At 63.9% G+C, this 13,102-nt stretch carries 14 protein-coding genes; 2 read left to right on the top strand and 12 right to left on the bottom strand.

Translation table 11 applies throughout. The features are described 5' to 3' along the window. The 4 genes from AAFX91_RS05860 to AAFX91_RS05875 form a co-directional block, all read right to left on the bottom strand. A partial coding sequence (locus AAFX91_RS05860; RefSeq protein ID WP_394565862.1) for a POTRA domain-containing protein occupies positions 1-641 on the bottom strand: 641 nt, incomplete at its 3' end. A 254-nt stretch (positions 642-895) separates the two neighbouring features. Next, positions 896-1,882, bottom strand: coding sequence for a FecR family protein (locus AAFX91_RS05865; protein WP_394565834.1), 987 nt, complete (start codon positions 1,880-1,882; stop codon positions 896-898). Positions 1,883-2,354: 472 nt separating this feature from the next. Further along, entirely contained in the window at positions 2,355-2,900 is a 546-nt protein-coding gene (locus AAFX91_RS05870; protein ID WP_130583372.1) for an RNA polymerase sigma factor, read from the bottom strand. A 262-nt stretch (positions 2,901-3,162) separates the two neighbouring features. After that, on the bottom strand, positions 3,163-3,933 hold the full coding sequence (locus AAFX91_RS05875; protein WP_394565835.1) for an STN domain-containing protein: 771 nt from the start codon (positions 3,931-3,933) through the stop codon (positions 3,163-3,165). Positions 3,934-4,336: 403 nt separating this feature from the next. On the opposite strand from AAFX91_RS05875, the gene AAFX91_RS05880 reads away from it, so the two are divergent. Together AAFX91_RS05880 and AAFX91_RS05885 are read left to right on the top strand one after the other, a co-directional pair. Then, entirely contained in the window at positions 4,337-4,792 is a 456-nt protein-coding gene (locus AAFX91_RS05880) for a hypothetical protein (RefSeq protein WP_394565836.1), read from the top strand. Position 4,793: 1 nt separating this feature from the next. After that, the gene (locus AAFX91_RS05885; protein ID WP_394565837.1) at positions 4,794-5,741 is read left to right on the top strand and encodes a UDP-glucuronic acid decarboxylase family protein; all 948 of its coding nucleotides are present in this window, start codon (positions 4,794-4,796) and stop codon (positions 5,739-5,741) included. 45 nt (positions 5,742-5,786) lie between these two features. Here the strand turns inward: AAFX91_RS05885 and gspM are convergent, their stop codons facing one another. The 8 genes from gspM to AAFX91_RS05925 are packed head-to-tail and all read right to left on the bottom strand — an operon-like array spanning position 5,787 to position 13,048. Further along, positions 5,787-6,368 carry a type II secretion system protein GspM gene (gene gspM, locus AAFX91_RS05890; protein ID WP_394565838.1) on the bottom strand — a complete coding sequence of 194 codons (582 nt, stop codon included), beginning with the start codon at positions 6,366-6,368 and terminating at the stop codon, positions 5,787-5,789. Between the two features lie 3 nt (positions 6,369-6,371). Further along, positions 6,372-7,424, bottom strand: coding sequence for a PilN domain-containing protein (locus tag AAFX91_RS05895; RefSeq protein ID WP_394565839.1), 1,053 nt, complete (start codon positions 7,422-7,424; stop codon positions 6,372-6,374). Positions 7,425-7,441: 17 nt separating this feature from the next. Next, positions 7,442-8,413: a general secretion pathway protein GspK gene (locus tag AAFX91_RS05900; protein WP_394565840.1), complete on the bottom strand. Its 972-nt coding sequence runs from the start codon at positions 8,411-8,413 to the stop codon at positions 7,442-7,444. After that, positions 8,410-9,213: a type II secretion system protein J gene (locus tag AAFX91_RS05905; RefSeq protein WP_282529820.1), complete on the bottom strand. Its 804-nt coding sequence runs from the start codon at positions 9,211-9,213 to the stop codon at positions 8,410-8,412. The genes AAFX91_RS05900 and AAFX91_RS05905 overlap by 4 nt, the downstream gene beginning before the upstream one ends. Further along, complete coding sequence (locus AAFX91_RS05910; protein WP_394565841.1) at positions 9,210-9,704, bottom strand: prepilin-type N-terminal cleavage/methylation domain-containing protein; 495 nt, start codon at positions 9,702-9,704, stop codon at positions 9,210-9,212. Before AAFX91_RS05910 ends, AAFX91_RS05905 begins: the two co-directional genes overlap by 4 nt. Next, the gene (locus AAFX91_RS05915) at positions 9,661-10,110 is read right to left on the bottom strand and encodes a Tfp pilus assembly protein FimT/FimU (protein WP_394565842.1); all 450 of its coding nucleotides are present in this window, start codon (positions 10,108-10,110) and stop codon (positions 9,661-9,663) included. Before AAFX91_RS05915 ends, AAFX91_RS05910 begins: the two co-directional genes overlap by 44 nt. Before the next feature lie 9 nt (positions 10,111-10,119). Further along, complete coding sequence (locus AAFX91_RS05920; RefSeq protein ID WP_394565843.1) at positions 10,120-11,325, bottom strand: type II secretion system F family protein; 1,206 nt, start codon at positions 11,323-11,325, stop codon at positions 10,120-10,122. Positions 11,326-11,332: 7 nt separating this feature from the next. Continuing rightward, complete coding sequence (locus AAFX91_RS05925; RefSeq protein WP_394565844.1) at positions 11,333-13,048, bottom strand: GspE/PulE family protein; 1,716 nt, start codon at positions 13,046-13,048, stop codon at positions 11,333-11,335. Positions 13,049-13,102 lie beyond the last annotated feature (54 nt).

Below are 13,102 nucleotides of genomic sequence, written 5' to 3' on the forward strand. Positions count from 1 at the left end.
GCCGGCGTGGTGTTCGGCGAGTTGGCGTTGTTGACCTCGATGGTGCCGTGGATCGGCGCCTTGTCCTCGATATTGAGGTCGACATCCACCGTGCCCGGCGAGACGCCGGCGCGCAGCGCGGGCGTCACCCGCCGGTCGGGCCATTGGTTGAGCGCGACGATGTCCTTGGTGACATCGTTGAAATTCGGCAGCGTGCCCTCTTTGAGCGATTTCGTCCGGTCCTTGATCTGCTCGATGTCGAAGTAGCGCGAATTCTTCACCCGCAGCCGGCCGACCTTCATCTCCGCCACCTTGAGAATGACGACCCCGCGCAGCGCATTCTGCGTCGGCACCGACACGCTCACGGTCTGAAAGCCCTTGTCGCGATAGGCCTTCTCGAGCGCGGCGCGCGCCTTCTCGACATCGTCGGCGCTCTTGCCCGGACCGAGGAACGGATAGATCGCCTCCTCGACGTCGATCTGCGGCAGCTTGTCGGCGCCCTGCACCGCGAAATCGTCGATGTCGAAGCGTTGCGCCGGCGCCGCGCTCTGCGCCGCCGCCCCGGCCGGCGCAGGCGCATTGTCCGCATTCGCGGGCTGCTGCGCGCTTTGCGGCGCGGCGCCTGCTGGAGCGATGCCGACCACAATGCCAACAGTGATCATCGCCACGGCCGACCACCGCGACCCACCCCGGGATTGCACCCGATGTCTGAAATCTCTGAGATTACTTCCACTTCGCACAGACGTTCGCCCAATTTCGCGCAGGCGTCCGCCGTCGCGGCGGGACCACCGCGACAACGACGCCTACTCACACGACGACTGGGCGAGTGCTAACGTGCAAAAATTTCTGCACGCCGTAGAAGAAACTTATCCATTTGTTAGGAAATCAGCGTTTGCGGCCGAATGCGATCGGGCCTTCAGCTCAGCAGTACCACCCCGCCGGGAAGCGAGGTGATCCGGGCCCCGAATAGCTGCTCGACCTGGTCGACAAAATTCCCGAGCTTGTCGAGCTGAAACGTGCCGTTGACGAGACGGCGCTTCAGCTCCGCATTGGCGATGATGATCTTTCCGGGACGGTATCGGTTCACTTCGTCCACCACGCTTGCCAGTGGGCGGTCGCGAAAGATCAGCAGCCCAGCCTGCCAGGCCGTCACCTGCACGGCATCAACCGGAACGGATTGCTGCAGCCCTGCGCTGGAATAGGTGACCTGCTCGGCCTTGTGGAGCTGAACCGTTCTGTCGTTCTGTTCAACGGTCACGACGCCGTCGAGGCAGGTCACCGAGACAACCCCATCGAGACAGCGCGCATTGAAATCCGCCTGCGAGGCGCTGATGCGTCCATTTCCTGCCAACATCACGAGCGGCTTGGATGGCGATAGCTTGGCCGCAACCGAAGCCTCGCCAGAAATCAGTTCGATCCTGGTCTCGTCAGACGTGGAGGGCAGCGCGACGCTGGTTTGGGTGTTCAGCTCCAGTGAAACGTCGGGCGCGACCGCTACCTTGCGATGTTCCCCTTTTCCGGTCCTGTAGTCGGCCGAGAGTTCTTCGAGCGACGGCCACAGACCGAGCGGTGGGCGAACGATCATGTAGCCGGCGGCAGCGGCCGCAATCGCCCCTCCCAACATGATACGGCGCGTGAGCCGCCGGGGCGGCGGCTGCGAAGCCGTTACGACGACATCTGAGGCCTGCTGCTCATCGGCCAGTTCCCGGGCGGCGACGCTCGCCATGCGAAAAAGCTGTACTGCTTTCTTGAATGCCGCATCATGTGCCTGGCTTTGGTCACGCCAACGCTGCAACGCGTCCACGTCTGCCCGCGTCGGCTCGTCGGTTTTCAGGCGAACGACCCAATCAAGGGCCTCGTCCAGCAGCGGATTGGATTTGGGTGGGCGATTCGGCACGGTCACGATGACTCGCTCACTGCCCTACTCCCCAAATCCAAACCTGCCGATAGTATTGGACGTGCATGAGAGACTATATAGATGATTCCATCCGCATCCGGGTACTGCAACGGACCTTTACGCAAATCATCAGGAGAAACAATCGGGAACACCTGCATCAGATGCTTGGGCATGACACGGTCGAGAATGATGCAGTGGCGCTGCCTGCGGTTTCGACCTGAACGTGTGCTTGATCGGCTCAGCATTCCCCCGCGAACCTCTCCCGGATATACTTACCGGATCCAAGCGACAACTCTCTCTATTCGATAGACGATCGAAACTCCGCTATCCCGCAGAAAAAACCCGCGAAAGTTGAAAAAACAGGTCACAGCTTTCGACGCGGCGACCGGATGAGACGGGGCCTGAAGGCACCGTTCTGCAGCAAACATCGATGATCGACAAGTGCGGTTTCGGCCGGCGTCATTTTTCGATAGCAAATTCAATACGAACGGGGGCGCGGGCCACCGAGACGACGGATCAATGTATAATCGAGACAATTTGCACAGTGGCTCAAGGCCAGCTTCAAATCACTTTCTACCGTTCGCACGCTAACGCCCAGACTGACTGCAACGTCGTGTGCAGACCGCCCCTCGATGCCGATACCGAGCAGCACGTGGCGGGGCCTGGCAGGCAATTCGGCCAGCGCACGCTTGAAGGCATCAATATCGGAACGTGCTTCGACAACCCGGGCGGGATCCGGCTCGTCGTCGCACACATCGAGCAACGCCTCAACTTCCGATGCGCTGACACGATGGTTCAGAGCTTTCTTGGTATCCTTGGCGATGTTGATGGCGGTGCGGAAAATATAGTCGGACGGACTGCGCACAGGGACAGCATCGGTCACCCGCTCCAGCCGCAGGAACGCCTCGTGCAGGGCCTCATAGGCGAAGTCCGAAGACCCCAGACGGCGCGTCAGCTTCTTGACCAGTTCGTCGTAGTTCTCGACGAGCTGCCCCCGCAGCCGTACTCGATTGACACCAGCCACGCCTCGCGGCCCCCCAGACGCCAGCTCGATATCCAGACCGGACTACTCCCGGTGGGATCCTCGTAGCGGCAGCGGATAACACATTTATGACAAAGGTTGAATCCTCGCCAGGGTACAAGCGGGGGTGCGGCTTCCGTATCACAAATGGCATCCGGCTTCACAGATCAGGACGGTTCAAACACCAGCGCTCCACGTTGCATCAAAAACGAGATTGCCGAGCCCATCGCAGGTACGCCGTCCTATCCGCAGGGGCCATCGACATTCATTGCAACGGCTTCACTACAATCACGATACGCACCGGCCGAGGCGTGTTTGCCGGCGCCGACCGGCTGATGGTGAGACCACGCAATACCGTCGCCACGGTGGCGTCCCGCTCGACATCGCCCGTCGATCTGAACAGTTCGGTGCGCTGAACCGTGCGGGACCGATCGATCCAGAGATCAAGGACAGCCCGATAGCTGCCGCCTCGCGTCCTGACATTCTTTTGCAAGGCCTTTTGAATGTCGATCTGCAGACTTTCACTATAATCGTGAAGCCGGCCAACATCGTCGCCGTCATTCGAGGCCCGTACCCTCAACATCCCCAATGACAAATCCGCAGAACCGAGCGGGCTGGCGGGAGGCCCGCCAGTTGTCGCGGATGGTAGAGCAAGGGTGATCGCGTCCGGACGGGTATACTGGACTTTCAGGTCCGTTCCGGCCAACAGCAGGTTCAGCGCCTGCTCGGCCGTAAAGTTGCCCTCAACCGCCGCAGATTTTCGCCCAGTCGCCGAATTGCTCTCATAGAGCACTTGAACACCGGTTCGCTCGCCGTAAGCCTGCAGTGCAATGGCAAGCGGTTGTGCGGGAATATGAAACCCGATCGGCTCCGACACAGTGGCAGCCCGACGTTCTTCGGCAATGGCTGCGCATACGCCGGTGATTACCAGAAGGGCGCAAATCCAGGTGAGATGTCGTTGCCCCCGAGAACGTTCGACCGTCTTCCCATCGGTCACAGCACAAGCATACGCGACATATGATCGAATTGCCGTCATGGCCCCACTTCGCTTTGCCCCAGGGTCTGGTCAGTGTCCTATTTCTAAGCCTTCCGACCAGTCGCTGCTCAGCGCGGCGTAGGCGATGCGCGAGCGCTTTTATATCCGAAGATATGACAGCCGTCTAACAGGCCCTATCGGCCGGGCGGCGGCCAACGTTTCCCACATCGATGACCTTGATCTCGTTAGCCCAGCGAGCGCTTGCGTCTCCGTCCGCGAGCGGCTCGTCGGTACCTCGCTTCAATCACCCCTACGCCTTCACCATCATCATCTTGCGAACACTCATCGCACGTATTTATTCGCTTGAGCATCCAGCGCGCGAGACAATTACAACGCGAAACGCCACAAATCTGCAATGGTACCGACGCTATGCTTCAGCATCCGCTCACACGGCAGAACTGCAATGAATGGCCGCAGTGCGTCACCCCACATGCATCACATGCCTTATCGACAGCTCATTGTGACTGCGATCGCGGCGCTACTCTCTTCTGCCGCGTCTGCCGCCGAATTCACCATCGTCAATGCTTCGAACATTCCATTGCAGCACCTTTATATATCGCCATGTGGGGCGCGGCATTGGGGGCCAGACCAGTTTACCGAAGCGCTGCCGCCTTCCAGATTTTTCACGGTCTCCAGCGTCAGGCCGGGTTGCTACGACATCCAATTCGTGGTTGCGCCCTGGAATAGCTGCGTCATCGCGGGGGCATCACTGCGCCGCAGCGAGGTCTGGAAGGTGACGCAGTGGACTGTGTTCGGCTCGCAGAGCGGCGATTGCTCCCATGTCGCCGGCTACGTTCCGGCAACGCGACGGCCGTGGAACTGGCAATCAACATCGGCTTCGGACATGAAGAGAGAGTAACGTGGCAAAGGTGTTGGTGACCGGCGGCGCCGGATTTCTTGGTTCGCATTTGTGCGAGCGGCTCGTCGAGCAAGGCCACGATGTGCTTTGCGTTGACAACTATTTCACCGGCGGCAGGGCCAATATCGCGCATCTCATCGGCAACCCGCACTTCGAGATGATGCGCCACGATGTGACTTTCCCGCTCTATGTCGAGGTGGATACGATTTACAATCTGGCCTGCCCTGCCTCCCCGATCCACTACCAGTTCGATCCGGTGCAGACGACCAAGACCAGTGTCCACGGCGCGATCAACATGCTGGGGCTCGCCAAGCGAGTGAAAGCGAAAATCCTTCAGGCGTCGACATCCGAGGTCTACGGCGACCCCGAAGTTCATCCGCAGCCTGAGGCTTATTGGGGCCGCGTTAATCCTATCGGACTGCGTTCCTGCTATGATGAGGGCAAGCGCTGCGCCGAGACCTTGTTCTTCGATTACTGGCGCCAGCATGGCCTGCGGATCAAGGTCGTACGAATCTTCAACACCTATGGTCCCCGCATGCATCCAAACGACGGCCGCGTGGTGTCGAACTTCATCGTTCAGGCGCTCAACGGCGACGACATCACCATCTACGGAGACGGCAACCAGTCCCGCAGCTTCTGCTATGTGGACGATCTCATCGAGGCCATGATCCGGACCATGAACACGCTGGATGATTTCAGGGGCCCGATCAACATCGGCAATCCGCGTGAGTTCACAATTCGTGAGCTCGCCGAAGAGGTGATTGCGCTCACGGGATCACGGAGCAGATTGGTGTTCATGCCGCTGCCCTCCGATGACCCTCGCCAGCGTCAACCGGATATTTCGCTTGCCCGCACCGTGCTCGACTGGACACCGCGGATCGAGCTTCGAAGCGGGCTCGAGAAGACGATTGCCTATTTCCGCGGCGAGATGAGAGCTGCCGCGGAATAGCTCGTCCATCCGCCTCTCTCTTGCGGCCGCCGATCGCATCATCGTTCAAGCAGTTTTCCGACGCCAGAAGGCATGCACGTTCAGATTGACCTTCAAGACGGGGTCGGCAGTTGCGCGCTCGCCGGAACCGCTCGGTTGCACCAAGAGGGCATCGACGAAAACATAGGGAGCGCCGCTTTCAAGGCGATAAAGCAGGGATTGCAGGTTGGGAAGCGTGGCATTCAAGGTAATCTGCACCCGAATGATATCGCCTTTGTCATCGCGATCCGCCGGCGGAACCCCGGACGAGACCAAAACGGCGTGCTGATCCGTCACAAGCTGCGACAGATAGGCCTGAAACTGCGCAGTGGCGAGCCCGCTGGTGGGCGCGTCCAGGAATGCGAGCGCGGGAGCTGCCGAGGGCTGAGTCGACCGGCTTCGATTGGCGACCGACCGTGAACGCGCCTGCAGGCTCGCAAGCTGATCGCGTTGGTCGGCGAGCGCCTGCAAGGCCTCGCTACGCGTCTGCAATGCTGCTACGACCGCAACCGTACAGACGATCAGCAACGCACAAAAGCCGCCCACGGCGAAAATCTGCTCGCGGCTGACATCGAGCTTCAGGTTCAGCTTCAGATTCGGCTTCAGCATGGCCTAGCCTCCGTCGATCCTGGCGTGCGCCTCGACGCGCGCCTCGATGTGAAACATGAAGCGCGTGCCGTCGGCGCCGCGTGTTGTGGGAGCAAAGAAATGCACATCCTTCAGATGTCCTGACTGCTCAAGCGGAGCAATCAGCGACGGCGCGTCGTCGGCGAAGCCCACGATGCGCAGCGTCGCGCCGTCGAGATTGAGCTCAGTGAGATGAGAATTATCCGGCAGCGCACGGGAAAGCGCCTCGACAACGATCACAGCCACGGGCGACGTTTCCTTCAAGGCCCACGCGCGCTCTGGAGGCGCGAGCGAAGGGATCGATTGCCGGGGGAGAGCGCCCTTGACCTGGCGCTGCAGCGCCGCGATGCGCGTCCCGACATCTTCGCTTTCGCTGTCCGCGGACGCTGCAGTCATGAAGCCCCAGACGTTCACGATGAGGGTGATGCAGACGGTGGCCGCGATCAAGCCACCAATGGTCTGGCTGATACGTGCGAGGCTCTTGTCGGTCGCATCGGCGAGCCGCGACCACAGCACGACGGGGATAGCCGCGTCGGCAAGACGCTCGCTCGCCACCACGCGATCGACCCGCAACCCCAGCGCACCCAGACGCTGGCAAGCCTCGTCGAGCACCGCGCGCGAGGTGATGAGAACACGCACGTCGAGGCTCGCCGCATCCTCGCTCGGTCCGACATCGAAACCATAGGCGGCCTGGTTCGCGCGCCAGGGGCACAGGCGTTCGATCTGGTTGCGGACGATGCCGGGCAGCAGGTCGCGGGCCTGGGCGGGAACGCTCATCCGGCGCGCGACGAATTCATCGGCGGCGAGTTCCAGGATCACGAAGCGGTTTTGCGCGGCGCGGGCGATGTCGTCGGGCAGCGGAGCACCGGCGGGGACGATGACTGACGTTGTTCTTCCCGTCCTCTTCGCATCAGAAACGATCCATTTGTCGCCGTCCTGTTTGTTGCCGTCTTGGGCGACCTTCAGCCAGTTGCGGGCACGGCGGCGCTCCTGCCAGCCGAGCCACAGGCGGGCCAGGATGTCGATCCAGCGCCCCATAATAATGTCGATACGCATCAGCGTGCCCCCATCAGCATGACAGTGTCCGTTGCCGCCCCCGGCGACAACGGGTTCCAGGCGAGAACCCGATACGGCTGCTTGTCGTCAGGCAGCAGCACGATGAAGGCCTTGGCCTTGGCCGTGTATCCGCCCACAGTTCCAGCGACGAGATCCACCGCGACGACCTGTCGCCGCTGAACCTTCAGATACTTCTGCGTCGGCCCGAGCAGGAAGGCGAGGCGCTCGGGATCGACCAGCGGCGCGCGCCGCATCTCGAGGAAGGTGTCAAGCCGCGGCGCGTCGACGAACGGCAGCGCCTGGAGCACCGCGACCGGTGCGGTGAGTGGGTTCACGCCATCGCTCCCATACACGGTGATCAGCGGCACTATCGCCGCCATCCAGTCCGCCCTCATTCCGGGAATGCTCGCAAGCTGCCGCACATCGGTGAACGGTGCAGGAGAGGCCGATGCGGCCCGCTGATCGGACCCGGCCTCCGCCTCATCGGACTCGGCCATCTCCTGATCGGGCTTGGCGGCGGCCGATGCCGGCTGTTTCGCCACCTCGTTGGGCCGCCGCTCCTGCCGATCCGAACCACGCAGATCGACGATCCTGTTGGCCAAAACGTTGGCGTCGTCATCCTCCGCCCCGACATAGCGCAACAGCGACGCCAGCAACTCGACAGGCGCCTTTCCGATGTCGATGCGGCCGCCCTCGTCGCTGACGCTGACGCGCACCTGTCCGGTCGACAGCGTAATGGTGGTGCCACGCGCGACCAGTGGCGCATCGCGCATGGCGGCCACCATGCCGGCCGCGGCCTCAAGTCCTGCCGTCAGCAGCGCATCGGCCTGCACACGCTCGCGGTCGATGCCGACGATCCCCACGAGGCTGCGAAACGTGGTCGACGTCGCCATTGCCAGCGCCGAGCACAGCGCGATCGCCCAGAGCACCGTGAGCAGCACCATGCCGCGCTGGTTGTCTCGGCGGCTCATCCGCGCGCCCCCGCCGGCTGGTCCTTCGCAGGCTCGGCCTCCTTCGCCGGCTGCTCCTTCGCCGATTTGGACCCGCGGCCGGTCAGACACGTCGCCTTGGCGCCCGGCCGCGCACAGCCGATCGGCGCATCGGCACGGAGCGCAAACTGCACGGCGGGCACGAGCTCGGCGCCGCTCGCGCGGTCGCGGATCGAGAGCCGCACCAGGCGCGGCGGCAGCGGCTGCCCGCTCCAGGTGTCGCTCCAGGTCACGGTCCCGTCCGTCGCAAGGCTGGCGAAGGCGAACGCGATCTCGACCTTCCCCTCGAGCAGCAGAACGGGGTCGCGCAGCGCGACGTTCTCGAACGGCATGCGCGGCCCTGGCCATGGCGCGCGCCGGCGCACGAGCTGGCTCCTGTCATCCCGCTCCTCGACGGTCAGGCTGACCACCTCCTCGCCCTGCAGCCCGGCCACGGTGCCGCCGGCCGCAACGAACCTGACTTCGGTGGACCCGCCGACGAAGGCGGCCCTCCGATTGCCACCGCCCGCGGACTGCGGAGCGAGAGACTGCGGCACCAGACGCGCCGCGCCGAAATCCGCCGCCAGGCGCTCGATCGCAAGCAGCAGTTGGTCCGCCCGGCCCACCACGCCGGTGCGGCGATCGAAGTTGAGGGCGACGTTGTGGATGAGGGCCGCGGTCGCGACGATCACGGCGGACCCGATCGCAAGTGCGGCGAGCACCTCGATCAGGGTGAAACCCCGCACGCCGCGCAGCGTTGATTTCGGCAGGCCGCGTTTCGGAAGAGTTGGTTTCGCGGTCATTCTTCGTCCCTCGGTCCCAGCCGCAGCGTCTCGGCGCTGACCACATGCCCGGACCCCCACGACACCTTCGCGCTCACGCGGTAGGCGATCCAGCTCCGGCGCTTGGCGGGGGGCTCGTTCGGTTTCTCCTGGGACTTGTCCACCACGGTCTGCATCAGGCTCCCCTGCTGTGGCACCATGGCGTCGACGAACATCGGCTCGGCCGTGACCGTCCAGCGCAGGCCGGCCGTCTCGCCGTCGCGCGGCCCCTTCGCGAGCGCCATGCGGTCGACGGGCGCATCGAGGATCGCGCGCAGCAGCGTCTGCGCGGCAATGCGGCCGTCGATCTTGTCGGCGATCCGGCGCGCGTAAAACAGATGCGGACCGAGCACCGACACGAACGCCAAGAGCAGAGCCATCGCGACCAGCGCCTCGATCAGCGTAAACCCTCCGCGCGCGGCGGCGTGGTCACGGCAGATCGATCGCCACGCGACCGTTGTACCAGTTGACATCGACCTCATAGCGCACTCCCTGCCACGAGAACTTCAGCACCGCGCCGGTCGAGGCGCCGTCCGGCTCGAACCGGACCACCGCCTGCCGTCCCGACCATCGCGCGTCGACACCGACCACATCGAGCACCACGTCGCGGGGAATCGCGATAACCCCACTCTCCCCAACAAGCCGCCGCTCCCTTGCATCGAGCGAAACGCTGCGACTCTGCCCGGTGAGAATCGCCGCGAGCCGTTCATGCCGCAGCAGCGCCGCGGTCTGCAGCGTCAGCGCCTTCATGTTCGCCCGCCCGGTGCCGGGCACCATCGTCACCACCAGCGTGGCGAGGATGGAGATGATCAGCATCACCGCCATCACCTCGATCAGGGTCGAGCCCGCACGCCGATCGTTGATGCCTGCTCGCGCCATCAGCCGCCCCTACATCGCAAGCTCGGTGATGCTGAGCAGCGCGCTCATGATCGACACGATCAGCGTGCCGACACCGATGCTGACCGCGATGATGGTGATCGGCCCGATCGCGCCCATCAGCCGGTCGAGACCGATGGCGAGCCGCTGCTCGTAGAATTGTGCGGCGTGTTGCGCGATCGCCGAGAGGTCGCCGGTCTCGTCACCGACCCGCAGCATGCGGACCGCAAGCGGCGGCACGAGATCGCTCTCGGCGAGCGCCTCGATGAAGCGGCGGCCGTTACGGACCTGCTCGTGCACCTGGTCGACCGCCGCCGCGTAGCGCGGCTCGGTAATGATGTCGCGCAGGATCTTCAGCGCGGCGGGGAGCGCCACGCCGTTCTCGACCAATAGCCCCAGGGTGCCAACGAAGCGGGCGGTGCGACGGTCGTTCATCACCCCGGCCACGCCGGGAATGGAGGCGAGCGCACCCACGAGCCACGCCCGCGCCGCCTGTTGCCGCAGGATCAGCCAGCCGACCAGCAGCATGGCGGCACAGACGCCGAGGAAGGTGTCGAGATTGGCGCGTAGCCAAGTCGACATCGTCAGCGCGAAGGCGGCGCCCGCGTTGAGCTTTCCGCGCAGCTCCGTGAAGACAGACTCGAACTGCGGCACCACATAAAGCAGAAAGAAGAACAGGATCAGCACCGCCGACCCGACCAGGAACATCGGGTAGCGGATCGCCGCGCTGATCCGCTGCGACAACTGCTCGCGCCGGGTGCGGTCCTCGACGATCGCCCGCAGCACCACCTCGAGCTTGCCGGACGCCTCGCCCGCCCGCACCATGGCGATGTAGATCGGCTCGATGATGGAGTCGTGGCGCTCCAGCGCTTCCGCAAAGCCGTCGCCACCCGAGACCGCCGAGCGCAGGCCGCCAGCGAAGCGGGCTACCGCCTTGTTGGTGTCGTCCTCCAGAGTCTGCAGCGCAGCTTCGAGCGTCAGCCCGGACCGCAGCAGCAGCGCCAGCAGGCGCATGAAGGTGGTGAGTTCGCGCGGGCGCGGCAATCCGCTGCTTGAGATGCCGCTGCGCCGCGCGCCGCCGCCCGCGATCTCCGCTTCGACCGGCAAGTGGCCGAGATACTCGATGCGCCGCAGCACCTCCTCGCGCGAGGGCGCGTCGACATCACCGAGAATGATCTCGCCGGCCTTGGTCAACGCGCGGTACCGGTAGTGTGGCATGATCGCCCTACAGGCTCGTGGTCAGGCGGAAGATTTCATCGAGCGTGGTCTGCCCGGCGCGTAGTTTGTTGATACCGTCCTCGGTCATCGTGGTCATGCCCTCGCGCCGCGCCGCGGTTTCGAGGTCGGTGGAGTCGGTTTTCGGGCCGATTGACCGTCGCAGCGCCGTGCCGATCTCCATGATCTCGAACACGCCCTTGCGCCCGCGGAAACCGGTGAAGCCGCACCAGTCGCAGCCCTTGGGCCGGCAGACCACCTCGCCGGCCTCGATGCCGAGCGCTGCATAGCGCTCGTCAGCGGCGATATCCGCCGCTGACAGCGAGTGGCTTTCCTTGCAGTGATCGCACAGGATCCGCACCAGCCGCTGCGCCACGATCACCCGCGCGCAGGACGCCAGCAGGAAGCTCTCTATCCCCATGTCGATCAGACGCGTGATGGCGCCAGCCGCGGTGTTGGTGTGCAGCGTCGTCAGCACCAGATGTCCGGTCAGCGCAGCGTGGACACCGATATGGGCCGTCTCGGAATCGCGCATCTCGCCGACCATGATGACATCAGGGTCGAGCCGCATGAACGAACGCAGCGCCGATGCGAAAGTGAGCCCGATGCCTGGATGCACCTGGGTCTGGTTGATGCCCGAAATCTGGTACTCGACGGGATCTTCGATGGTAAGGATCTTGCGGGTCGGCTCATTGATCACCGCAAGTGACGCCGCAAGCGTGGTGGTCTTTCCCGATCCGGTCGGTCCGGTGACGATCACCATTCCATAAGGGGCCAGCAACGCCTTGCGCAGGATCGTCTCGTCACGCGCGCTGAGGCCGATCTGGTCGAGCGATACCAGGCCTGCCCCTTTACGCAACAGGCGAATGACGGCGCATTCGCCATGCATCGTCGGCATGGTGGCGACCCGCAGATCGATCTCGCTGCCACTGACAACGATATGCGCGCGTCCGTCCTGCGCCAGGCGGCGCTCGGTGATGTTGAGACCGGCCAGAATCTTGAGGCGCGACAGGATGCCCTTGGTCATGCTCATCGGCGGCGCCGGCACGTTCTTCAGCAGGCCATCGACGCGCAGCCGAACCTGCAGCGCATTGCCAGCCGGCTCGATGTGCAGATCGGTCGCCCGCTGCTCGACCGCCAGGCGCAGCAGGTCATCGAGCGCCCGCACCACCGGCGCGCCACGCGCGAGGTCGCGCAAATTGTCAAGATCATCCTCGCCTGCGCCCGTGCCGATTTGCGGGGTATCGCTCGGCTGATCGGGCTCGAGTCGTAACGAAAGCGCGGCTTCCAAATCATCGGCAGTCGCCACGGCAAGCACGATCGGCCTGCGCAGCGCGAGTTCGACCGCTCGCAACGTCTCATCGTCGATCGGAGCGGCCACTGCGAGACGCAACGTTCCGGCCGCGGTCGCGTAAGGGAAGAGGCGCTCCTCCTTGAGAAACCGCGTCGACATCTCGCCGCCGGCGAACCGCCCCTCGACTAGATCGTCGCGCCGGACCCGGTCGCATCGATAGAAACTGGCCAGTTCGTCGGCCAGTGCCGAAGGCGTGAGCCTGGTGACGGCACTCCAGTCGGTATGGCCAGCCGACCCGTCGCCGTTACGGACGCGACGCGCTCCGTCTTCCCTCTGGCCATCGCGCAACGCGCCCCTTCCCGCGAGATAGGTCATGAAATCGTTCGGCGGCACGGCTGCTGTCGCAGTCGCATTGTTTTCGTGCGCTAGCATTGCACAGCTCCGACATGCCTGGCCCGCACGGCAGGTTCTTCCACAGCGCGAAGC

Source organism: Bradyrhizobium sp. 31Argb (assembly GCF_043638955.1).
In the GTDB taxonomy this organism is placed as follows: Bacteria; Pseudomonadota; Alphaproteobacteria; order Rhizobiales; family Xanthobacteraceae; genus Bradyrhizobium.

Excerpts from the sequence above, each read along its gene's own strand:
- AAFX91_RS05910 (WP_394565841.1), bottom strand. The coding sequence starts at position 9,704 with ATGTCAACTGGTACAACGGTCGCGTGGCGATCGATCTGCCGTGACCAC.
- AAFX91_RS05880 (WP_394565836.1), top strand. The coding sequence starts at position 4,337 with ATGAATGGCCGCAGTGCGTCACCCCACATGCATCACATGCCTTATCGA.
- AAFX91_RS05920 (WP_394565843.1), bottom strand. The coding sequence starts at position 11,325 with ATGCCACACTACCGGTACCGCGCGTTGACCAAGGCCGGCGAGATCATT.
- AAFX91_RS05925 (WP_394565844.1), bottom strand. The coding sequence starts at position 13,048 with ATGCTAGCGCACGAAAACAATGCGACTGCGACAGCAGCCGTGCCGCCG.
- AAFX91_RS05875 (WP_394565835.1), bottom strand. The coding sequence starts at position 3,933 with ATGACGGCAATTCGATCATATGTCGCGTATGCTTGTGCTGTGACCGAT.
- AAFX91_RS05900 (WP_394565840.1), bottom strand. The coding sequence starts at position 8,413 with ATGAGCCGCCGAGACAACCAGCGCGGCATGGTGCTGCTCACGGTGCTC.
- AAFX91_RS05915 (WP_394565842.1), bottom strand. The coding sequence starts at position 10,110 with ATGGCGCGAGCAGGCATCAACGATCGGCGTGCGGGCTCGACCCTGATC.
- AAFX91_RS05905 (WP_282529820.1), bottom strand. The coding sequence starts at position 9,213 with ATGACCGCGAAACCAACTCTTCCGAAACGCGGCCTGCCGAAATCAACG.
- AAFX91_RS05895 (WP_394565839.1), bottom strand. The coding sequence starts at position 7,424 with ATGGGGCGCTGGATCGACATCCTGGCCCGCCTGTGGCTCGGCTGGCAG.
- gspM (WP_394565838.1), bottom strand. The coding sequence starts at position 6,368 with ATGCTGAAGCCGAATCTGAAGCTGAACCTGAAGCTCGATGTCAGCCGC.